This is a genomic window from Rhizobium sp. CB3171, from assembly GCF_029714265.1.
GTDB lineage: Bacteria > Pseudomonadota > Alphaproteobacteria > Rhizobiales > Rhizobiaceae > Rhizobium.
In genome coordinates this window covers 474,828-495,681 of sequence record NZ_CP121652.1, presented here as the reverse complement: position 1 = coordinate 495,681, position 20,854 = coordinate 474,828, and the positions used below count along the sequence as shown (strand labels likewise).

Here is a 20,854-nt window from a genome sequence, read left to right as displayed (position 1 = left end):
ATGTCCTTAAGCAAGAGCGATGCGCGCAGCTTCAAGGCTGGAAGCGCCGGCGACGATGCGATCGGTGAGTGCGGTGGTTTCGGCCAGCATGTTTTCCGCAGCGAAGCGGCAGAGCGCAATGCGCTTTTCGCCCTCGCCGTCCGCAACATCCACTAGGCCGCCCTTGGCGAGATAGCAGCCCGTGAGTACGAGGCCGAAGAGCCGCTGATAGGGTGTAGCCCCCGCCAGTGCCTCCGCGATACGGCCCTCCGCCTGGCGCGCGAGAAGCCATTCACTTGCCGCCTCGAGATCGGTGATGGCGGCATAGAGCCGTGTCGCCGTGTCGCCGAAACCGTCCAGATTGGATTTGGCAACGGTATCGGCAATCTCGCGCAGTTCGTGGGTGAAGCCACGCATATGATCACCATTGGTAATTGTCAACTTACGCGTTACGAGATCAATCGCCTGGATGCCGTTCGTGCCTTCATAGATCGGCGCGATACGGGCGTCGCGCAGCAGGCGGGCCGCACCCGTCTCTTCGATAAAGCCCATACCGCCATGCACCTGGATGCCGAGCGAAGCGACATCGACGCCGGCATCGGTGGAAAAGGATTTGGCGATCGGCGTCAACAGCGCGGCGCGCTCCTGCCAGTGCCGTGCTCTGCTGGGATCGCGATGCGACATGTCGATCGCCTCGGCGCAGGCATAGCAGATGGCGCGCGACCCCTGCGTCAGCGCCTTCATCGTCAGCAGCATGCGGGCGATATCGGGATGTTCGATGATCGGGCTCATGCCTGTCGCTGTCGTACCTGGAGCCCGCCCTTGCGTGCGCTCTTTTGCGTAAGCGATGGCTTTTTGTGTCGCGGCCTCGGCGATCGCCACACCCTGAATGCCGACGGCGAGCCGCGCATTATTCATCATCGTGAACATGCAGGCGAGGCCCTTGTTCTCTTCGCCGACGAGCCAGGCAACGGCCCCTTCTTCGGTTCCGTATTTGCCGTCGCCATAGATCATCGTGCAGGTGGGTGAGCCGTGGATGCCGAGTTTATGCTCCAGCGAATGGGCGAAATAATCGTTGCGCGCACCGAGCGAGCCGTCATCGTTGACCAGGAATTTCGGCACCAGGAACAGGGAGATACCGCGCGTGCCTACAGGCGCATCCGGAAGGCGCGCAAGCACGAAATGGACGATATTCTCCGCCGCCTCATGATCGCCCCAGGTGATGAAAATCTTCTGGCCGTATAGGCGATAGGTGCCGTCATCGCGGCGTTCGGCGCGGGTGCGCAGCGCCCCGACATCGGAGCCGGCATGCGGCTCTGTCAGATTCATCGTGCCGGCCCATTCGCCCGAAACGAGTTTTGCCAGATATTTGCGCTTAAGGTCCTCGCTGCCGTGAGCGATCAGCGCCTCGACCGCACCCATGGTCAGCGTCGGCGCGAGACCAAAGGCCATGGAAGCGGAATTCCACATTTCCAGCGCCGCAACGTTCAGCATATGCGGCAGGCCCTGGCCGCCGAACTCCTCCGGTGCCGTCAACCCGTTCCAACCGCCGGCAATCCAGTCGCGATAGAGCTTCTCCCAGCCATCGGGCAACACCACCTTGCCATCGATGAGTTTGGAGCCCTGCCTATCGCCGATCTCCGCCAGCGGTTCCATCACGTCCCCGGCAAAACGGCCGGCCTCGGTCAGAATGGCGTCGACGACATCGCCGCTGAGATCGCCGAGGCGCCCCTCCTCCATCGCTTGCCCCATGCCAGCGACATGCTTCAGCGTAAACGCGATTTCCTCGACCGGCGCCTTGTACATGGTGTCTTCCTCCGTGATGACGATGCCGACAGTCTACCTCACCCAAGCTATCGGCCGCATGATGTTTATAGCTAATTGATTTTTACGTAAACGTCAATTTTGGGCAGGCACCTCAATGTATCGAGACAAATCCGCATTCACTTCCCTGAATGATTTGTGCTAACAATTATCACCTTGGTTATACGCTGGAAGAGGAATGAACATGGCTAGCAGCGCAAATCTTGGCAAGCGGCTCGAAAGCTATGTGGATGAACTCGTAACAAGTGGACGTTACAACTCCCGCAGCGAAGTCCTGCGCGAAGGCGTTCGCTTGGTCGAAGAGCGAGAAAAACGCCTCGCTGCGCTCGATACCGCGATTGCACAAGGCCTTGCGGATGTTAAAGCAGGGCGAGTGGAGCCTCTTGAAGAGGTTGCTGCCAGACTGACTGCAAAATACGAAAATATGGCAAAAGACCGCCGCTCGTGATCGTCGTTTTCTCCGCCAGAGCTCAAGCCGATGTTGAACATATTGGCGACTACATTGCTCAGGATAATCCCCAACGCGCGGCAAGCTTCATCACGGAGCTTGTCAAGCGGTGTAGGCATCTAGCGGACATGCCGTACCGCTTTCCGCTGGTACCGCGCTATGAACGCACAGGCGTCCGCCGCTTCCCGCATGGTGCCTATCTCGTTTTCTATCATGTCAGCGAAGACGCCGTAGAAATTCTGCATATCTTGAATGGCGCCCAGGATTTCGAAGCAATTTTGTTTCCCGAGACCTAAGTTACGTCGAAAACTAACTGGCGATCCTCCAATCGGCCTTGCCCCACCTGCGGCATATCCGCCTTCCTGCGCGATTGTCGCGCCATAGCCGGGACTTGCATAAACAATCGTCATGAACAATGAGTATGGCAACTCCCTTGACGATGCGAACAACTCGGCCATGAACACGATCACATCAGCCACCACGATACCTGGCCTCATCTGGGCCTATCGCCTGCGTCCCGGCGCGAATAAGCCGGAGCGGCTGTCCGATGATACCGATCGCGCCACGCTGTTTGCGGACGATGGTTTCCTGTGGCTGCATCTGAGCCTTGTCGATGCCCGTGTACCTGCTTTTCTTGAGGATGCGCCAGGTCTAAACGAACCTGCCCGTGTGGCGCTGACGACGCATGAGACGCATGCGACCATCACCGTCGACGAGCAGATGCTGTTCGGCACGCTGGTCGATTTCCAGCGCGAATTCGATCAGGATACGCGCGACATCGGCTGGCTGCATTTCGTGCTGACCGACCGCATGCTCATCACCACCCGGCTGCAGCCGCTACGCAGTGTTGAGCGGGCGCGCATGCTGATCGAAAAAAACGCAGCCAAATTCACCCGGCCGCTCGATATATTCGAGCTGCTGGTCGTCGAGTTCCAGCGCACCCTCATCTCGCTTGTTATCGAGATGACCGAGGAGCTCAATCTCATCGAGGATTTCGTCTACGAGAACGCGCCGCGGGACGAACGCCGGCGATTGGCGCCCGTGCGCCGGACGATTGTGCGCCTGCACCGGCATCTGCGCACCGTTTTGACACTGATGCGGCGCGCTGCAGCATCTGACGACGAAGAGATGCCGCTCGGGTTCGAGGATGTCGCCGGCCGATTGACGGGCCGGCTGGAGGCGGTCGATCACGATGTCTACGCGCTGCAGGAGCGCGCCAGGCTGCTGCATGAAGAAATCGACTCGAAGCTTTCCTCCGAGATCAACCGCCATCTCTATATTCTGTCGATCATGACGGCCTTCCTGCTGCCGCCGACGCTGGTCACCGGCTTTTTCGGCATGAACACGTCAAATCTGCCGTTTTCAGGCGGCGGTGCCGGCACGGAATATGCCGTGGCCCTCATCATCGCTTCGATGGTACTCGCCTGGTGGCTGCTGAAGCGGGTCAACATTCTCTGACGGCAGGGCGTTCAACCATGAAAAACCGCCCGGCGAGTGACCGGGCGGCTGGGGCTGATAGGTTCAAATCTCTCGCTCAATAGAAGGGCGAGTAGCACTGCTGCCGGGGACCGCGATTGGGCTGGAACGTATTGTCATAAGCCCGGTAGGAGCGGTAGCGCGCCTCGCACCATTCGACGTGGCGCGGGTTGATACCCCCAGCCGGAGCTACATAACGCGGCTGGCTGGCAATCGCGCCGCCGATGATGGCTCCGGCGCCGAAGGCGGCCAGCGGGTACCAATAGCCATCATAATAGCGATAACCATAACGATATCCCGGATAACCGCGGTAGCCGCCATACCAACCACGGCGATAGTACGGATAGTATCCGCCGTGATAACCGCCATAGCGGCGCCACTGAACCTGCTGAACGTCGGCAGGGGCGGCCTTGTCTGCCGCCGCAACGGGCGCGGCAGGCATCTGCATTGCGAAGGACGGGGTGAAGCTCGTCAGAGCCACAGCGGCCGAAACAGCGATAGTCGCAATTCTTGCACGGAAACCAAGCATTTATATCTCCATTCCCTGGCTTACATTGTGCTTAAGGCAATGAACGTTCCTAATTGGGGAAGGTTCCCCAAACAGGGTTCGAATACCTGCTGCGCCGCGCGTCCAATATGACGCGGCGGGACGTAGCGGCGCATAGTGTTTCCCTTAAATCGGTACAAATTTAAGGGGTTATGCGGACCCAACGGTAAATTTTTAGCGATCCCATCCTTAACCAGGGATTAACCACCGATCCTTACCATTGTTTCATGAAGGGATACCGGCAGACTCACCCTCTGATTTGCAGTTTCCTGATGGTTCTGGCGCTGCTCGGACCGGCTTCCCGGCTTGCGGCCGCTGAGAACCAACCCTGGAACGATCCCCAGAACGCCATCATCGTCGATGCCTATGAATTGAATACCATCGATTGGGATCAGCTTCTGCAGGACAAGCGCATAGCCGCTTTCATCTCCAAGGCTTCCGACGGCCTGCCCGAAAGCTTTAGCTGCACCGGCGATCATGCCGGCGACACCTTTGCGCACTGCAAGACGATGTGGCGCAAATATGCCGTCAGCCGCGAGCTGTATCAGACGCGCCGTATGCTGGCCAAGATGAACGGCCTGCTCTGGGGCGCCTACCACCTTGGACGGCCCGGCAACCCTGTCGACCAGGCCAATCATTTTCTGGATTATGCCGACCCGAAACCGGACGAATTGATGGTGCTCGATATCGACGGCTTGGACGCGACCCAGTTCATGTCGCTCGATGACGCGCAGATCTTCGTCGGTCACATCAAGGTGAGAACCGGCCGCTATCCCATTCTCTATACCAATCACAACACCGCCCGGTATATTGCCGATCATCGCGAGGACTATCCGATCCTGTCGCGGCTGCCGCTGTGGTATGCGCGCTACAAGCCGGATGTAAAAGGCACCTTCCCGCTCGGCAATTGGGACAATTATGCGCTCTGGCAATTCTCCTCATCCGACAATTGCTCGGAGAAGGCCTGTCCTTACCGCGTGCCGGGGACGCTTACCGATATCGATGTCAATGTCGTGGCGATGACGAAGGTGCAGCTCGCCAAGATCTGGCCGCAGGGCGATCTGCTGCCCGCAAAGCCGGAACCTGCACCCATGATCATTGCCAAGGGACCAAGCTGTACCGCGCCGTTGCAGACGCTCGTCTCGCTGATGGTCGACCCAATCGTCACCGCCGCAACGCAGCCGAAGACGGTCGAGATCAACGAGTTGAATTATCAGGATTTCTAGCGCATCCGCTATCGGGCGGGAGCCGCCCGATAGCGGATAAGTAGTCTCGATTCAAAAGGCTTAGGCTTCTATCTGCACATCCGTTTTAGGCCGCGAACAGCAGGCCAGAATGTAGCCTTCGTCGATTTCGTCGTCGAGGATGCCGCCATTATGGTTCATCTCGACCTCGCCCGACAGTTTCATCACCCTGCAGGTGCCGCAGAGACCGGATTCGCAGGCAGCACCGATGCGTACGCCGGCGCCGCGCGCGGCCTGCAGGATCGTCTGGCCTGGGGCGCAGGCGACATCCCTGCCGGCCATGGTGAAGCGGATCGAGGTCGCCGCGTCCGTCGACGCGTCATCGCTGACTTCGGCCAGCGGCGTTGCCGCCTGCGCCGGCTGGAAGCTTTCCTGATGGTAGCGCGCCATGTCGAAGCCGTGGGCTTCCAGCATGGAGCGGACGGCATCCATGAAGACTTCAGGGCCGCAGCAGAAGATGGTGCGTTCCATGAAATCTGGCGCGAGCAGTCCGATCTTTGCCTTGTCGATGCGGCCCTTCAACCCCGACCAGAGATCGGTGCGGCCGCAGCCCTCGACGATGAAGCCGAGATCGAGGTTCGGCATGAAGCGGGCGAGATATTCCAGCTCCGAGCGAAAAATGATGTCGGCGGGGCTGCGCGAGCAATTAACGAAGGTGATGTCCGACAACGGCGCTGTGTCGGCCATGTAGCGCGTCATCGCCATCATCGGCGTGATGCCGGAGCCGGCCGAAACGAAGAGATATTTTTCGCCGGGATGACGGATGTGGCTGAAATCGCCGAGCGGGCCGAAAGCCTTGATGCGCATACCGGGCTTCAGGTTCTCGAACATCCAGCGCGTGCCGATGCTGTCCTTCTGCGCCTTCACCGTGACGGCCACGGAAAAGGGCCGCGACGGCGTGGACGACAGCGTGTAGGTGCGCATGACCGGCTCGGGCGCCGTCGGCAGTTCCAGGGTTACGAACTGGCCCGGCAGATAGCGGAACCAATTATCCTTGTCGGAGCGGAATGTGAAGGTCATCACATCGGGCGCTTCCGGCGTTGCCGACAGGCATTCGAGCAGATGCTGCCTGTCGCTCCATGGCTGCATCTGGTCCAGGTGCTGATGGCGGAGAGAGATGGTCATGTTCATACTCAGGCAACCGCCGACAGCTTGGCCTGGTCGCCCTGCAGCCGGTTGATCATGAAATTCGAGTACCACTCGACGAACTGCATGACGCCCCCCTCGTGGAGTTCCGAATAGGGGCCGGGCTCATAGGCCGGCGAGCGTATGCCGAAGGCATTTTCCTCGACGATGCGACGGTCCTGATCGTTGGTTTCCGTCCAGACATGGGTCAGTTCCTCGAGGTCATAGTCGACGCCCTCGACCGCATCCTTATGCACCAGCCATTTGGTGGTGACCGCGGTTTCCTCGGCGCTGATCGGCAGCACGCGGAAGGAAATAGCGTGGTCGCCGAGAAGATGGTTCCACGTTGTCGGGTAATGGAACAGGATCATCGCACCGATATTGTTGATGGTCACGTCAGGCGATAGCGGCCGCTTGACGGCGCGCTTGCCGGACATGGTGTAGCTTTCAGCCCCTTCGATCAGCGGCATGCGGGCGGCGCGGAACTGACCATCGGGTGCGATCTTGAATTGGCTCGGCAAGCCGGCGGCTTCGCAGCGCTGCCAGTGCTCAGTGATGAGGGGATCGTTCATCGCACCTTGTACACCCGTGATGGTCGGCGCTTCCGGGTAGGTACGGCAGAGCTCCGGATGATTGGCGGCGCAGTGATAGCACTCGCGATTGTTCTCCCATACCAGCTTCCAGTTGCCCTTTTCGATGATGGTGCTCTGGAAGGCGATCTTCGTCTCGCCGATGCGATGCGGCGCCATGTAAGGCTCGATCGCGGCGCGGACCGGGGAGAAATCCGGGGCATTCTTCGCCAGGCAAATGAAGATATAGCCACCGACGCTTTCGCAGTGAATCGGCTTCAGGGAGAACTGGCTCTTGTCGAAATCCTCCGCCATCTGCCGGGCGAAAAGCAGTGAACCGTCGAGCTCGTAGGTCCACTGGTGGTAGGGGCAGACAAGCTTGGCCGAAGAACCGCGCTCGGAGGCGCAGACACGCGAGCCGCGGTGGCGACAGCTATTGTGGAAGGCGCGGATGACCTGATCCCGGCCGCGGACGATAACGACGGGATAATCACCGACCTGGACCGTGAAATAATTGCCCGCCCGCGGCACTTCGCAATCATGGCCGATGAACAGCCAGTCGCGATAGTAGATCATCTCCATGTCGAGCTTGAAATAATCGGGGTCGGTATAGAAGGCCTGCTCCAGGCTGAAACCCTGGCGGCGGTTCTTCAATTGTCGCAAAACGTCGGTGCCGATATCCATGTGTCTATCCTCGTGCAATACCAGGCAGTAGGCAGAGGACATGCACCGGCCGGCCTTAAACGGCCCAACGCATTACCCCCCGACTGCCCGCCGCGGTCAGTGAAATCTATCGTCCCCAAGGCTGGTTTCCGGGCTCTGGAGCGGTCCCCAAGGGGACCCCATGGCGCCTTCCCAGGTTGTTCTCGACCCAGTGGCTTTATCTGCCATGCCTCACTCCACCACCGTTGCGGGGGCAGCGCCGGATTTTGACCGGCTTCCCAATTCTCCGCCTCCCTAATAGACGGCACCTTGAGATTGAGGTCATCATAGCTCCCGCCTCATGCGTCGCTCTGCTGCAATGCGACATCGGCTTCGAAATTGGCGACAGATGAGATGAAGCTTGGAAATGACGCGAATTTTGTCGCGATAATACGAACAAATTCAAGCTATTAGCTTGGTGCCGGCAAAATGCGCGTCCGCGCGAACCATTCTGCGCTCCATGACGCTTTATCTTGATTGCGACAGAGCGATGGGCGATGAATTTTAGGGACGATCTTGTCCGGCGGAGAGCGCCTTCAATGCCGCTATGGCACGCTCGGCATCGGCGATCGGCACGAAGATATGGTCATGATAATAGGCCGCAACGACATTGGCGCTGATGCCCTCGCTTCCGAGTGCCATAGCAAAGGCGGCCGTCAAGCCCACGGCCTCCAGCGAGGAATGGACGTCTAGGCTAATCATTCGCATGGCGGGTTCAGCCGGAAGCCCCGCCTGCCGGGCGGCCTCGATCGGAAGGATCAGCGTCATTCCCTCTTTTTCGTGGAACATTCCGATCGGCTTCAAATGGATATAGTCTGTCAGCATTGAAGGCGGCACGCAGCAAAAGACGAATTCGCCTTCAATGAGATTTGGCTTCATGCTCGCAATCAGCAGTTTGAGTTCGGTGATACCCGGCATGGCTCTGATCCTTCCAAACATCCCAGCGTGGCGCGCTTAAGCCCGGCTCAAGCTAGGCGATCTATCAACTGCTATCCATACCCATACCGTGAGTGCCGCCATGGCCAAGCTCAGATATTTCGACGCCAAGAAGCCCGCCGAACCGGAACCAGAATTGCCGGCGGCCTCCCATAGCGAATTCCTGCGCACCGGCCGCATCACCCGCGACAGGGCGCATTGGCTGGCCGAAGAGCGGCGCTATCTCAGCTATGAGGAAGTGGCCGAGCGCACGGCGAATAAGCTGCGGAATGCTGGCGAAAAGACCCACGATCGGCTGAACAGCTTTCACCAATCGATTCGTTTTCCGAAGCTGATCTTCCATCACACGCTGAAGGACACGCCGCATCTCGGTTATTGCCATGTCACTGCGGCGCGAACGCAATTTGCGCAGTATGAAGAGGTGAGCTGGGCCTTCTACATCGCCAATTTCTTTGCTCGCATCGGGCAGAACGACAACTTCTTCGAAAATATCAGCCTGAGATATTCACGAATGTATTTTGCCGTCGCCGTTTTGCCGGATCAGGAATCGCCGGAAAAGAAGCTGACGATCAACCGCGAGATCCGAGGCAACGGCGTACTCTTCCACACGCATGATCCGCAGATCGCCATCCGCAATGTGCTGCTGCTTGGCGCACGCAACGAACAGCTCCGCGACATCATTCGCCAGCTTTGATCATTGATCCCCAAACTTGAAAAGCATAAGAACGGCCTGAACTGCAACGGTCAGGCCATGGCGCGACACATAGACATTCTCCAGGATCCCGAAACGGCTATAGCTGCGGCGTCGGAAACGCTTGCCGAGGGGCTGCCGATCGGGTTGCCGACCGAGACGGTCTATGGGCTTGCCGCCGATGCCACCAATCCCGCTGCTATCACCCGCATCTATGAGACCAAGGGGCGGCCCCGCTTCAATCCGCTGATCTGCCACATGAGCGATCTTGCCATGGCGGAACGCCATGCGATCTTCGACCCGATCTCGCGGAAGCTGGCCGAAGCCTTCTGGCCCGGTCCGTTGACCCTTGTGCTGCCGCTGCGGCCGGAAAGCGATATCCATCCGCTGGCAACCGCGGGGCTTGATACGATCGGCATCCGTGTGCCGCAGGGTTTTGCTGGCGAGCTGATCCGCGCCTTCGGCCGGCCGCTCGCCGCCCCCAGCGCCAATACGTCCGGCAAGATCAGCGCCACCAGCGCCGATCATGTTCATGACGATCTCGGCGAACGGATTACACTCATCCTCGATGCCGGCGCTTCGGTTGTCGGCGTTGAATCGACGATCGTCAAGGTTGAGGACGGGGAGATGCGCCTGCTGAGGCCGGGGGGCCTCGCGGCTGAGGAGATCGAACGGATCGCAGGTCAGCCGCTCAAGCGCAAGAACGGCGCCTCGCCGGCCATTGAAGCGCCAGGCATGCTTGCCTCGCACTATGCGCCGGGTGCTGCGGTACGGCTCGATGCGACTGCTGTTTTACCGGGCGAGGCGTTGATCCGTTTTGGCCGGCCGGATATTGCCGGTGCGGAGAACGCGGCCATGGTGCTCGATCTCAGCCCGTCCGGCGATCTTGCGGAAGCCGCCGCCAATCTGTTCGATTTCATGAAACGCGCCGATGGCAGCGGCGCGGCAATGATCGCCTTTTCCAGCATTCCCGACGAAGGCCTCGGCGAAGCCATCAACGACCGCCTGCGCCGCGCGGCCGCGCCCAGAGAGTAAATCCGGTCAAAGACACATCGGCAAAGGACACGCCATGAGCAGCTCCGCCCCCTCCTCCGCCCTTCTGGATCGCTTTGCCGCGATCGTCGGCGAAAAGCATGCCGTGCAGGACCCTGCGGAGATCGCACCGCATCTTATCGAAAATCGCGGGCTCTATCACGGCGCATCGCCCCTGCTCTTGAAGCCGGGCTCGGTAGAAGAGGTTTCGGCAATCCTGAAGCTTGCCAGCGAGACCGGCACGGCCATCGTGCCCCAGACCGGCAATACCGGCCTTGTCGGTGGCCAGACGCCACGCGAGGGCGGCTCCGACATCATCCTCTCATTGGAGCGCATGAACCGCATCCGCGACATCGACCCGGTCGGCAATACCATGATCGTCGATGGTGGTTGTATCCTGGCTGACGTACAGAAAGCGGCGGAAGAGCATGGCCGCATGTTTCCGCTGTCGCTCGGCTCCGAGGGCTCCTGCCGCATTGCCGGCAATCTCTCCACCAATGCCGGCGGCACGGCCGTTCTTGCCTATGGCAATATGCGCCAGCTCTGCCTCGGCCTTGAAGTGGTGCTGCCGACCGGCGAAATCTGGAACGGTCTTCGGCGGCTGAAGAAGGATAATACCGGTTATGACCTGCGCGACCTCTTCATCGGCGCCGAGGGAACGCTCGGCGTCATCACCGGCGCAGTGCTGAAGCTTTTCCCGCAACCGCTCGGTCATCAGGTGGCTTTTGCCGGTATCCAATCGACCGAAGACGCACTGACACTGTTCAAGAATGCGGCCAGCCTCTGCGGCCCGGCGCTGACCGGCTTCGAGCTGATGCCGCGCATCGGCGTCGAGTTCACCGCCCGCAACATTCCGGGCGTGCGCGATCCGCTGGAAACAGTGCATCCCTGGTATGTGCTGATCGATATCTCCACATCGGATTCGGCCGAGACCGCCGAGAGGATGATGACGACGCTGCTGGAGCAAGGTTACGAGGCCGGCCTGATTCAGGATGCGACCATCGCCAATTCCGAGGCGCAGCGAAAGACGCTGTGGCACATGCGCGAGAGCATGTCGGACGCGCAGAAGCCGGAGGGCGGCTCGATCAAACACGACGTCTCCGTTCCGGTCGCGCAGATTCCGAAATTCATGCACGAGGCGGAGAAGGCAGTGATGGCCGCCATGCCCGGCGCCCGCATCTGCGCTTTCGGCCATATGGGCGACGGCAATATCCACTACAACATCTCGCAGCCCGTGGGAGCGGACAAGGCGGAGTTCATCGGCCGCTGGCGCGAAATGAACAAGATCGTGCACGGGCTGGTGCTGCAACATGGCGGCTCGATCTCCGCCGAACACGGCATCGGGCAATTGAAGCGCGACGAACTGGCTTCGATCCGCCCTGAAATCGAGATGGATCTGATGCGCCGGATTAAGACGGCGTTCGACCCTGCAGGGATCATGAATCCGGGAAAAGTCCTCAAGATCTGAGAGCCGGTTGGCTGCCTTCAACGGGTAGCAACACGCTATGGAAGGGTTCGGCATGGGCGACAAACGCGTATATGTGACGTCAGTCAGCAGCAGCGGCGTGCATAGTTTCAGCAAGCAGAACAAGGATCACATTCAACTGCTGACGGGGCTCGGCGTGGAAGGCGACGCGCATATGGGGGTGACGGTAAAGCATCGCTCGCGCGTCGCGGTCGATCCGACGCAACCCAATCTGCGTCAAGTGCATATTATCCACGAGGAGCTGTTCGACGAACTCACAGAAAAGGGATTCTCTGTTGCTCCGGGCGACATGGGCGAGAATATAGCGACCCGAGGGATCGACCTACTTTCCCTGCCTCGAGGGGCGCGCCTGCATATCGGCGAGGAAGCGATCGTGGAAGTGACTGGGCTTCGCAACCCGTGCAAGCAAATCGACGATTTCCAGAAGGGCCTGCTGCATGCGGTGCTCGATAAAGATGCCGATGGCGGTCTGATCCGCAAGGCTGGCATCATGGGTATCGTCTCGCAGGGTGGCCGCGTGCAACCCGATGACGCCATCCGCGTCGAGCTGCCGCCGCTGCCGCATATCAAGCTCGAGCGCGTCTGATAAAAAAGAAGCGGCCTTCCGTTGGAAAGCCGCCTCGTTATGCCGCTCTCATGTCGCGTTAGCTTTGCAGCCTGCTTGATCAATCGAAATCGTCTTGGCCCGAATTGCCGCCGCCATTGCGGTTGCCCGAGATGATCTCACGCTTGCCGACATGGTTGGCGGGGCCGACCAGACCGTCCTTTTCCATGCGCTCGACGAGCGAGGCAGCGCGGTTATAGCCGATGCCGAGGCGGCGCTGGATGTAGGAGGTCGAGCACTTCTTGTCGCGCATGACCACCTTGATCGCCTGTTCGTAGAGATCGTCGCCGTCTTCCGAGGCGATGGCGCCCTTGTCGAAGACAGCCGTGTCTTCTTCCTCGTCGTCTTCTTCCTCGTCGGCGGTGACCGTATCGAGATATTCCGGCCGCCCTTGAGTCTTCAGATGTGCGACGACCTTTTCGACCTCTTCATCCGAAACGAAGGGACCATGGACGCGCGAGATGCGCCCGCCGCCGGCCATATGCAGCATGTCGCCCTGGCCGAGGAGCTGCTCAGCGCCCTGCTCGCCGAGGATGGTGCGGCTGTCGATCTTCGAGGTCACCTGGAAGGAGATGCGGGTCGGGAAGTTTGCCTTGATCGTGCCGGTGATGACATCGACCGAGGGACGTTGCGTCGCCATGATCAGATGGATGCCGGCGGCGCGCGCCATCTGCGCCAGACGCTGGATCGCGCCTTCGATTTCCTTGCCGGCAACCATCATCAGGTCGGCCATTTCGTCGACGATGACGACGATATAGGGCATCGGCGTCAGGTCCATTTCCTGCTGTTCTTCGATCGGGGCACCCGTGCCCTTGTCGAAGCCGGTCTGGACCATGACATGGATCGTCTCGCCCTTTTCACGGGCGGAAGCGACGCGGCTGTTATAGCCGTCGATATTGCGCACGCCGAGGCGCGACATCTTGCGATAGCGATCCTCCATCTCGCGCACGGCCCATTTCAGCGCCATGACGGCCTTCTTGGGATCGGTAACGACCGGGGTCAGCAGATGCGGGATGCCGTCATAGACGGAGAGTTCGAGCATCTTCGGATCGACCATGATCAGGCGGCATTGCTCCGGCGTCATGCGGTACAGCAGCGACAGGATCATGGTGTTGATCGCGACGGACTTGCCCGAGCCGGTGGTGCCGGCGACGAGCAGATGCGGCATCTTGGCGAGTTCGGCAATGACAGGCTCGCCGCCGATCGTCTTGCCGAGGCCAAGCGCCAGCTTGTAGCCACTCCTCTCGAAATCCGCGGACTCAATCATTTCGCGGAAATAGACGGTCTCCCGGGTGACGTTCGGCAGTTCGATGCCGATGACATTGCGACCGGGAACGACGGCGACGCGGGCTGACAGAGCCGACATCGAGCGAGCGATATCGTCGGCGAGATTGATGACGCGCGAGGATTTGACGCCGGGGGCCGGCTCGAATTCATAGAGCGTTACCACAGGACCTGGACGGACATGGATGATCTCGCCCTTGACGCCGAAGTCTTCGAGCACGCTTTCTAGAAGGCCGGCATTCTGCTCCAGCGTTTCCTGCGTCATGATCACGCCGGTCCGGGCGGCAGGCTCCTGCAGCAGTTCGCGGGGCGGGAGCTCATATTCACCCTCACCGCTGCGGGCGATCGGCCGCCATTCCGGAAGAGCCAAGGCATTAGCCCTGCGCGGCGTAATCTGCGACGGCGGCGGATCGATCAGACGCTGTTTGGCGGCTTCGACGGCGGGAATGACCGGCTTTGCTTCAACCATGGGAGCGGCCGCAGCCGGCGCCGGCGTGCGAACCGGTATCGGCGCGACGACCATGACCGGAGCCGGAGAAGGCAGGCTCGGAGCCGCAGCCGGCTGAACCTCGACAATGGCCTCTGCCTCACCGGCAAATACTGCGGTGACGAAGGCGGGCGGGATGAACGCGACAGGTTCCGTCACCTTTGCGTCCGCTTCGACCGGCGCTGCGGCCTCGATCGAGGCCGGCACAAAGGGCGCCAGTACCGCAGCTTCGAGCGCGGCAAGCTCGTCCATCACGAATGCGCCGACCGGGGCCGGCTCCATAGCCGGAGCAGGTGCGGCGGAGGCAACGGCCGTTAAAATTTCGGTCTGTAGCGGTGAGTCTACGGCAGGCGACGGGCGGCGGCATTCGACGACGCGGAATTTCGCGACGATCGATTCGACCTCAGATTGGATCTCAGGAACGAGCATCGGCTGGACCGGCTTGCCCTTGATGGCGGAGAGGAATTCACCATCGAAGGGCATGGCGTCCCAGAAGGCGAAATCCGAGAGATGGGCAAGCCGCGATTCGACCACAGGCGCGGCGACTGATTCTTCAACTTTCGGCAGCGACGAGAAGGCATCCAGCGCGATCGCGGGAGCTCTATGGAATGCGGTAGCGATGACGGTCATCTCCAATGCGTCCGGCTGCATCGCCGGAGATTTCTGAATTGCGGTAGGCTTGAAGGTCTCACCCACGAACGGCATGTCTTCCCATGGCGGCAGTTGGAATTCTGCCGACTGGTCCATCTGCGGACGATCGATAGAGCCATGTGATTCGGGCACCGGCGGCTCAATGACGCGCATTGCGGCGTGATTGACGGCTGCGGGCGCCAAGGCGGGCGCAGGTTCCACGGGCGGACGCCGGCTGATGATCTCGGTCTCGCGCGTGCGGGTGAAACGGACGTTCGGTCCCATCAGGAAGGCGTTTTGCCAGCCGGGCGAGGCAAGCTCCTCTGCGGAGATCCCGTGGGGCGTGACAGGCATGATGGGGCCGCTTGCCGCCGTGCTGGCTTGCAACGCCTCCACGACAGGTTTTGGCGCCGCGGCGATTCGCAGGCGAGCTTCTTCGGCAAGCCGCAATTCCTCGGCGCGGCGCTGTTCTTCCGCGCGCCGCTTTGCTTCGCGCGCATTGCGGATCTTTTCTTCCAGGAATGCGCGGCGGGCAGCGATCTGCTCGGCCCGGCGGGCCTCTTCTGCGACCTGCTCCGGGTCCAACTCGCCCTCCTGCTGGAAGCCGGTTGCCGCATTCGAAATGTTCGTTCGAGAAAGACGCATGAGACCTGCAACCCAGTCATTGATATTGCCGATGGCTTCTCAAATCGAATAGGGCAAGGACGGTTAATAAGTTCCTTCTTATCGGCCTCGAACGCACTTATTCCGCCTCTCCAGAACCCGAGGGCGACCCATACCGGCACGGCTGCAACAGGCATGCCGACGGCTTTCGCGCCGCACATCGAAGCGGCGCGAGGCGATCATCATTTTTGGCGCTGTTCGTTATTTATTGGAAAGCTGGGCGATCGAAAGCAGCGTATCGGCACTGATGCCGACGCTCGAGGAACCCGACAGAATCGATAGGGCGGGCGATGTCGACGAAGTGGTGTTGTTCTCGATATCGTACATGGCGGAGAACCGCTGCAGAAGCTTGTTGACCTTGTCCGGGTCCTGCAGGTCGGTGACATCAAGATAGCTGCCCAACACCTTGGCCTGCTGATCGACATCCATCGAGGAGATCGAGCTCGGCAGGTTAAAGGTCGTCGTCATGACCGAATAGAGCGCGCTATCGCCCATGATGTCGTAGATGGAATGGATGTCGGGCGCCTTACGCTGGAAATAAAGCGCCAGGCGAACACCAGGATTGGTCTCTCCCTGCTGATCCTCGAGGGTCTGATGCAGGAAGAGGTCGTTCGTCTGAGAGATCGCGCCTTGGTTTTGCGCCGTACCCTGTTTCGCGTCCGTCAGGTTTCCGTCCGTGTCGAAATTGAACGCCTCGACAATGCTCTTGAACTGAGCGCCATCATCCGTGTTGACGAAGCTCTTGGAGTCGGTCGTATCGGAGGCGAAGGCCTTCTTCAGCGTGGCGGTGGTGACCTTCTTCGGGTCGATGCCATTGGCAGTCAGGATGAAATCGGTAAGCTTGCTGTCAGCGAGAAGGTCACTGACACTGGTGATCTTAACGATATTGGTCGCGAAATAGGTAGCGGCATCCTTGGCGTCGCTGGTGGCCTTCGTGAGCTGAGCGCCCGTCAGTCCGGCGCGCTTGTCGCTGGAATATTCGGAAATGTAATTATTGATCTGCGTCTCCGACAGAGCCTGGACCGGCTGCTTCAGCTTGCCATCGCTGCCGAAGTTGAAGGCCTTGGCGAGATCGGTGAAACGCGAGTCCTTGAGCGAGCTGACATAGCTTTTCGAATCATAGGGATCGCTTTCAAGAACCTTCTTCATCTGCGTCTTCGACATCTCATCCGAGCTGATGCCGTAGGCGCGCAACGCCATTTGGTAGAGCTCGGGAAGATCGTCATTGGAATCGTCGCTGTCGGCGGCCGCATTAGTGGCGAAGAAGTCGTCAATATCCTTCACGCTGGCGATGCGGGTCTTGTAATTGTTGACCGCATCGGTCGTCAGCGACGTCTGCGACGTCGCATAATTATTCATATAGCCGGTCGACGCCGCATTGATCTCGGCCTGAGATTGCGCAACGTCGCCCGACGCCAGCGTACCATCCGACTGAAAGTTGAACGCCGCAACAACGTCGGTGAGGCCAAAAATGGAGGCAGTCTTGGAGTCGGCGAACGCGTTTTTGAATACGATAGCAGGGGTGCTCGCATCGACCCCATACGCTGTCTTGACATAATCGAAGAGCCGCGTGTCCGAGGTCAGTTCGTCGACCGAAGTGATGGAACCGATGTGATCCTTGTAATAAAGATCGTTATCGGTAGCGCCGACCTCGGTCGTGTATGAGGGAACGGTGGAATTGTAGGCGCTCATGACCTCGGCCGTCTGGCCGAGCGTCTGCGGACCGCCCGGATAGTTGGTTGCGTAGGCGGCCGTCGTCGTGCTGAGCTGAGTGGAGGACTGCGCTTGCGAGCCGCTGGCAACCGTGCCGTCGGCCTGGAAATTGAACTGCGCCATCACATCGGTCAGCCCGTTCGTCTTGGCAACACCCGCATCCTCGGCCGAGGCATTGAATTGGTCGGCCGTGATATAGGTCGGGATGTCGAAAGCGATTTTGACATAGTCGAACAGCTTGGGATTGGAGGTAAGCTGGTCGACGGAGGTGATCGAGCTGATCTGGTTCTGATAATAGGTCGTATCGGCGTCCGCCGTCGACGTCTTCACGCTTCCGTCGGAATTGAAATTGAATTCCGCGACGAGCGCCTTGTCGGCGGCGCTGCCGTTCTGATTCACAAAGCTGGTCGAATCGCTGACATCACTCGTCAGCATCTTTTTCAGAGTTGAATTCGACACGTAGGTCGGATCGATCCCGTAGGCCTGCAGCACGTAATTGCGCAAGCGCGTATTGCTAAGGAGATCGTCGACGGTTTTAACGCTGCTAATGTTCTGGCTGTAATAATTGGTTTCAGTCTCGGCGTTGGTTTCCTCAGTCGTAAAGGACTGCTGATAAAGACCGACCAGATCGCCTTCCTGTTCACTGGTTTGCGCCGTCGTATCGCTGCTCGTGCCGAAATTGAACGCGGCGGCGAATTCCTTGTAGCGCGAATCCGTCAGCTTGTTCGCGAAACTAGTGGAGTCGCTGAGGTCGCTGGTCAGCACCTGTTTCATAAAGGCCTTGGCATAGGTCATGTCCGAAAGGCCGTAAGCTTCCATAGCGTAGCTATAGAGCTGATAGTCGTTCATGAAATCGTCGACGCTGGTGACTTTGCCAATATTGGCATTGTAATAGTCGATCGCACGCTTGTTCTGCGTCTGCGATGCCACCTGATTGAGGGTCGTCGCCATGCTTCGGGTCGCGATCGAATAGCCAAGATAGGTGGATATCATCAGCGGGCGTCCAATAAATCTCTAATATATGGCGGCGAATCTATCGGCATTCTCGCAGATAAACCTTACCTGAGACTTACAATACTTCGGCCGCCGCGTGCACCAAATCGGCACGACCGGTTGCGCGCTCCCATTCACGTTATGGAAACCCTGATGCATTCGACTTTGCTAACCATTTGAGGACGCAAAGTTTTCTTAACCGCGATTTTTAAGCTGTCTGGAAGGGGGGCCGCCTAATCTGCACCCAACGAGAGGACATGACGTTCTCCGTAAGAAGACCGGAAAACCGGCTCTCAGGTAAAGCAAGGGTAGAGATTAGATGACAAATACCGTCCTGAAGCCCGATTGGGCTGGAACCACACTGCGGCTGGATCCGACGCGCTTTCCGCAACAGGTCAGCTATGCCATGCGGGGTGCCGCGGGTGATGTCACCATCACGATCGACGAACGCGGCGCGGTGCTGCGCAAGATCTTGCCGTCCAGTGGCCTGCCGCTGTCGGTCGCATTGCCGAAGCGTGCCTTCAAGGGCGTTGCCGCCCGCGCCATCGACCATGGCGACGGCGAAGTCACGGTGACGCTGGAATTGCATCATGAGGATCCCGATCTCTGCATCCCCCTCCTCGTCGCCCATGATTTGAGCGACATCGCCGCCGACTGGCGCTCCTGGTCGGAAGCCTTCCGCATTCCGATGATGATGATCGAAGCCGACGGCGTCGCCCGTCCGCTGGAAGAGCATCTGGGCGGCGTCGCCACCCGCGACATCCAGCCCCGTCGCCGCCACTCCTATTTCGCCAATCGCCGCCCGCGCTTCCTCGTGCGCCGCTCGACCGGCAAGCTCGGCGTCAAGATGAAGATCGAAGGCCGCGAGATTATCGCGCGGCGCTGAGGCGCATTCGTTCGCTTACTAAATTCTCAAGAATCGGCCGCGGGAGAGGCAATCCCGCGGCCGAAATCTTTATGGCGTCAGTGAGCGCTCCATGATGATGGTTCGTTCGTCGCCGTAGAAACTGTCTGAGACACTGTTGAAGCCGAGCTTCTCGTAAAAGCCCTGTGCAGTGATGGACGACGGCACGGACAAGGTGGTGATGCCGCCTGTGATAGCCGCCTGTTCGATTTCAGCCATGAGGCGGGCGCCAATGCCGCGCCTTTGTGCGGAAGGAGCAACGAACACCGTGCGGACAACGGCGCCATCGAGGCTGGCAGTACCAACGATGCTTCCGCCATCGATCGCCACGAAGACCGTTCGGCTGCCTAACAGCTTGCGCACGGCAGCGGGACTGAAACTATCGGCAACGCGATCGATGATATCGGGAGAATAGTCCTTCGCATTGACCTCCCGAAGTGCTGCAAGGATCACGTCGCTGATTGCTTCAGCGTCTACCTTGGCAGCAGGGCGGATTTCACATGCCATGACGCGCCCTTGAGAACCGCATGTGGCAAACCCCCTCCCCTCACGGGACGAGGAACAAGAACGACAGAAAGAGGCCGGCAAAGACGATCAGGCCGACCCGATTGTTGGACTTGAACAGGGCAAGGCACTGCGCGCCATCGTTGATATCAAGCACGGCGATTTGATAGGCGAACATGCAGCCGGCGACGATCAGGCCGAGATAGGCAAGCCAGCCTGCTCCCGCCAAGGCGAAGGACACCAGCATCAGAAACAATGTCGCGCCATAAAGGCCGATCAGCCAGAGGCGGGTCTGATCACCGAAAAGCCGCGCGGTGGAGCGCACGCCGATCAGCTCGTCATCCTCCTTGTCCTGATGCGCGTAGATCGTGTCATAGCCGATCGTCCAGAGAATGGAGGCGGCATAGAGCACGATCGGGGCAAAGGACAGGCTGCCGAAGAGGCCGGCCCACCCCATGAGAGCGCCCCAGGAGAAGGCGAGGCCGAGGAAGAATTGCGGCCAATCGGTAAAACGCTTTGCAAAAGGATAAAGCGCGACGACGGCTAGCGACAGGATGCCGAGAACGACGGCGAACCAATTGAATTGCAGCAGCACCAGCAGGCCGACCAGAGCCTGCAGCGCAATGAACATCTTGGCCTGCCAGCGCGTCACCCGGCCGGACGGCAGCGGACGTGAGCGCGTGCGGGCCACTTCCATGTCGATCTCATGATCGACCAGATCATTATAGGTGCAACCGGCGCCGCGCATGGCGACGGCCCCGATGAAATAGAGGATGAGGTGGTAGATCAGCAGAAAGCCGGGCGAAGGCTGGCCCGCCGCAACAGCAGCATTAGCCGCCAACGCGGCCGACCAGAAGCAGGGCCACATCAGGAGCTGCCAGCCGATCGGCCTGTCCCAGCGCGCGAGCTGCGCATAGGGCCAAAGCGCCGCAGGCAGGATGCGATAAACCCAGTTGCCGGATGATGCGTCTGCGACGCGCCCGTTAATGTCGCCTGTCTTTTGCATAGACGAC

General features: G+C 59.7%; 18 protein-coding genes and 1 riboswitch. Of the genes, 9 read left to right on the top strand and 9 right to left on the bottom strand.

The features are described from left to right. Positions 1 to 6: 6 nt before the first annotated feature. Entirely contained in the window at positions 7 to 1,785 is a 1,779-nt protein-coding gene (locus QA648_RS02385; RefSeq protein ID WP_283049435.1) for an acyl-CoA dehydrogenase, read from the bottom strand. 202 nt (positions 1,786 to 1,987) lie between these two features. On the opposite strand from QA648_RS02385, the gene QA648_RS02380 reads away from it, so the two are divergent. The 3 genes from QA648_RS02380 (at position 1,988) to QA648_RS02370 (ending at position 3,709) form a co-directional block, all read left to right on the top strand. Continuing rightward, complete coding sequence (locus QA648_RS02380; protein WP_104825001.1) at positions 1,988 to 2,251, top strand: type II toxin-antitoxin system ParD family antitoxin; 264 nt, start codon at positions 1,988 to 1,990, stop codon at positions 2,249 to 2,251. Continuing rightward, on the top strand, positions 2,248 to 2,547 hold the full coding sequence (locus QA648_RS02375) for a type II toxin-antitoxin system RelE/ParE family toxin (RefSeq protein WP_283049433.1): 300 nt from the start codon (positions 2,248 to 2,250) through the stop codon (positions 2,545 to 2,547). The genes QA648_RS02380 and QA648_RS02375 overlap by 4 nt, the downstream gene beginning before the upstream one ends. A gap of 160 nt (positions 2,548 to 2,707) precedes the next feature. Continuing rightward, on the top strand, positions 2,708 to 3,709 hold the full coding sequence (locus tag QA648_RS02370; RefSeq protein WP_104825000.1) for a transporter: 1,002 nt from the start codon (positions 2,708 to 2,710) through the stop codon (positions 3,707 to 3,709). A 76-nt stretch (positions 3,710 to 3,785) separates the two neighbouring features. Here the strand turns inward: QA648_RS02370 and QA648_RS02365 are convergent, their stop codons facing one another. Further along, on the bottom strand, positions 3,786 to 4,256 hold the full coding sequence (locus QA648_RS02365; protein ID WP_104822199.1) for a BA14K family protein: 471 nt from the start codon (positions 4,254 to 4,256) through the stop codon (positions 3,786 to 3,788). A gap of 290 nt (positions 4,257 to 4,546) precedes the next feature. On the opposite strand from QA648_RS02365, the gene QA648_RS02360 reads away from it, so the two are divergent. After that, positions 4,547 to 5,500: a GH25 family lysozyme gene (locus QA648_RS02360; RefSeq protein WP_283049431.1), complete on the top strand. Its 954-nt coding sequence runs from the start codon at positions 4,547 to 4,549 to the stop codon at positions 5,498 to 5,500. A 60-nt stretch (positions 5,501 to 5,560) separates the two neighbouring features. On the opposite strand, the gene QA648_RS02355 is transcribed toward QA648_RS02360, so the two are convergent. The 3 genes from QA648_RS02355 to QA648_RS02345 form a co-directional block, all read right to left on the bottom strand. After that, entirely contained in the window at positions 5,561 to 6,649 is a 1,089-nt protein-coding gene (locus QA648_RS02355) for a hybrid-cluster NAD(P)-dependent oxidoreductase (protein ID WP_283049430.1), read from the bottom strand. A gap of 2 nt (positions 6,650 to 6,651) precedes the next feature. Further along, positions 6,652 to 7,896, bottom strand: a complete 1,245-nt coding sequence (locus tag QA648_RS02350; protein ID WP_283049429.1) for an aromatic ring-hydroxylating dioxygenase subunit alpha — start codon at positions 7,894 to 7,896, stop codon at positions 6,652 to 6,654. 101 nt (positions 7,897 to 7,997) lie between these two features. Next, positions 7,998 to 8,202: riboswitch (cobalamin riboswitch) on the bottom strand. A 216-nt stretch (positions 8,203 to 8,418) separates the two neighbouring features. After that, positions 8,419 to 8,832, bottom strand: coding sequence for an ACT domain-containing protein (locus QA648_RS02345; protein WP_283049428.1), 414 nt, complete (start codon positions 8,830 to 8,832; stop codon positions 8,419 to 8,421). 100 nt (positions 8,833 to 8,932) lie between these two features. On the opposite strand from QA648_RS02345, the gene QA648_RS02340 reads away from it, so the two are divergent. The 4 genes from QA648_RS02340 to QA648_RS02325 are packed head-to-tail and all read left to right on the top strand — an operon-like array spanning position 8,933 to position 12,645. Then, positions 8,933 to 9,544: a DUF6656 family protein gene (locus QA648_RS02340; protein WP_283049427.1), complete on the top strand. Its 612-nt coding sequence runs from the start codon at positions 8,933 to 8,935 to the stop codon at positions 9,542 to 9,544. Between the two features lie 57 nt (positions 9,545 to 9,601). Further along, complete coding sequence (locus tag QA648_RS02335) at positions 9,602 to 10,576, top strand: L-threonylcarbamoyladenylate synthase (protein WP_104824999.1); 975 nt, start codon at positions 9,602 to 9,604, stop codon at positions 10,574 to 10,576. Between the two features lie 34 nt (positions 10,577 to 10,610). Beyond that, a complete protein-coding gene (locus QA648_RS02330) occupies positions 10,611 to 12,041 on the top strand; it encodes an FAD-binding oxidoreductase (protein WP_283049425.1) in 1,431 nt (476 codons plus the stop codon). Between the two features lie 52 nt (positions 12,042 to 12,093). Next, positions 12,094 to 12,645: an MOSC domain-containing protein gene (locus QA648_RS02325; RefSeq protein WP_283049423.1), complete on the top strand. Its 552-nt coding sequence runs from the start codon at positions 12,094 to 12,096 to the stop codon at positions 12,643 to 12,645. A 79-nt stretch (positions 12,646 to 12,724) separates the two neighbouring features. Here QA648_RS02325 and QA648_RS02320 read toward each other — a convergent pair whose 3' ends face one another. Continuing rightward, on the bottom strand, positions 12,725 to 15,709 hold the full coding sequence (locus QA648_RS02320; protein ID WP_283049421.1) for a DNA translocase FtsK: 2,985 nt from the start codon (positions 15,707 to 15,709) through the stop codon (positions 12,725 to 12,727). Between the two features lie 219 nt (positions 15,710 to 15,928). Then, positions 15,929 to 18,433 (bottom strand): DUF1217 domain-containing protein, encoded by a 2,505-nt coding sequence (locus QA648_RS02315; RefSeq protein WP_283049419.1) that lies wholly within the window; start codon positions 18,431 to 18,433, stop codon positions 15,929 to 15,931. A 319-nt stretch (positions 18,434 to 18,752) separates the two neighbouring features. Between QA648_RS02315 and QA648_RS02310 the strand changes: the two genes are divergently transcribed. Then, positions 18,753 to 19,319, top strand: coding sequence for a DUF6101 family protein (locus QA648_RS02310; RefSeq protein WP_283049417.1), 567 nt, complete (start codon positions 18,753 to 18,755; stop codon positions 19,317 to 19,319). Positions 19,320 to 19,388: 69 nt separating this feature from the next. Here QA648_RS02310 and QA648_RS02305 read toward each other — a convergent pair whose 3' ends face one another. Next, positions 19,389 to 19,844 (bottom strand): GNAT family N-acetyltransferase, encoded by a 456-nt coding sequence (locus tag QA648_RS02305; RefSeq protein WP_283049415.1) that lies wholly within the window; start codon positions 19,842 to 19,844, stop codon positions 19,389 to 19,391. A 40-nt stretch (positions 19,845 to 19,884) separates the two neighbouring features. Then, positions 19,885 to 20,847 carry a 4-hydroxybenzoate octaprenyltransferase gene (gene ubiA / locus QA648_RS02300; RefSeq protein WP_283049413.1) on the bottom strand — a complete coding sequence of 321 codons (963 nt, stop codon included), beginning with the start codon at positions 20,845 to 20,847 and terminating at the stop codon, positions 19,885 to 19,887. Positions 20,848 to 20,854: the final 7 nt, after the last annotated feature.

Coding starts and splice junctions, on each gene's coding strand:
- QA648_RS02385 (WP_283049435.1), bottom strand. CDS start 1,785: ATGTACAAGGCGCCGGTCGAGGAAATCGCGTTTACGCTGAAGCATGTC.
- QA648_RS02380 (WP_104825001.1), top strand. CDS start 1,988: ATGGCTAGCAGCGCAAATCTTGGCAAGCGGCTCGAAAGCTATGTGGAT.
- QA648_RS02370 (WP_104825000.1), top strand. CDS start 2,708: ATGAACACGATCACATCAGCCACCACGATACCTGGCCTCATCTGGGCC.
- QA648_RS02365 (WP_104822199.1), bottom strand. CDS start 4,256: ATGCTTGGTTTCCGTGCAAGAATTGCGACTATCGCTGTTTCGGCCGCT.
- QA648_RS02360 (WP_283049431.1), top strand. CDS start 4,547: ATGGTTCTGGCGCTGCTCGGACCGGCTTCCCGGCTTGCGGCCGCTGAG.
- QA648_RS02355 (WP_283049430.1), bottom strand. CDS start 6,649: ATGAACATGACCATCTCTCTCCGCCATCAGCACCTGGACCAGATGCAG.
- QA648_RS02350 (WP_283049429.1), bottom strand. CDS start 7,896: ATGGATATCGGCACCGACGTTTTGCGACAATTGAAGAACCGCCGCCAG.
- QA648_RS02345 (WP_283049428.1), bottom strand. CDS start 8,832: ATGCCGGGTATCACCGAACTCAAACTGCTGATTGCGAGCATGAAGCCA.
- QA648_RS02340 (WP_283049427.1), top strand. CDS start 8,933: ATGGCCAAGCTCAGATATTTCGACGCCAAGAAGCCCGCCGAACCGGAA.
- QA648_RS02335 (WP_104824999.1), top strand. CDS start 9,602: ATGGCGCGACACATAGACATTCTCCAGGATCCCGAAACGGCTATAGCT.
- QA648_RS02330 (WP_283049425.1), top strand. CDS start 10,611: ATGAGCAGCTCCGCCCCCTCCTCCGCCCTTCTGGATCGCTTTGCCGCG.
- QA648_RS02325 (WP_283049423.1), top strand. CDS start 12,094: ATGGGCGACAAACGCGTATATGTGACGTCAGTCAGCAGCAGCGGCGTG.
- QA648_RS02320 (WP_283049421.1), bottom strand. CDS start 15,709: ATGCGTCTTTCTCGAACGAACATTTCGAATGCGGCAACCGGCTTCCAG.
- QA648_RS02315 (WP_283049419.1), bottom strand. CDS start 18,433: ATGATATCCACCTATCTTGGCTATTCGATCGCGACCCGAAGCATGGCG.
- QA648_RS02310 (WP_283049417.1), top strand. CDS start 18,753: ATGACAAATACCGTCCTGAAGCCCGATTGGGCTGGAACCACACTGCGG.
- QA648_RS02305 (WP_283049415.1), bottom strand. CDS start 19,844: ATGGCATGTGAAATCCGCCCTGCTGCCAAGGTAGACGCTGAAGCAATC.
- ubiA (WP_283049413.1), bottom strand. CDS start 20,847: ATGCAAAAGACAGGCGACATTAACGGGCGCGTCGCAGACGCATCATCC.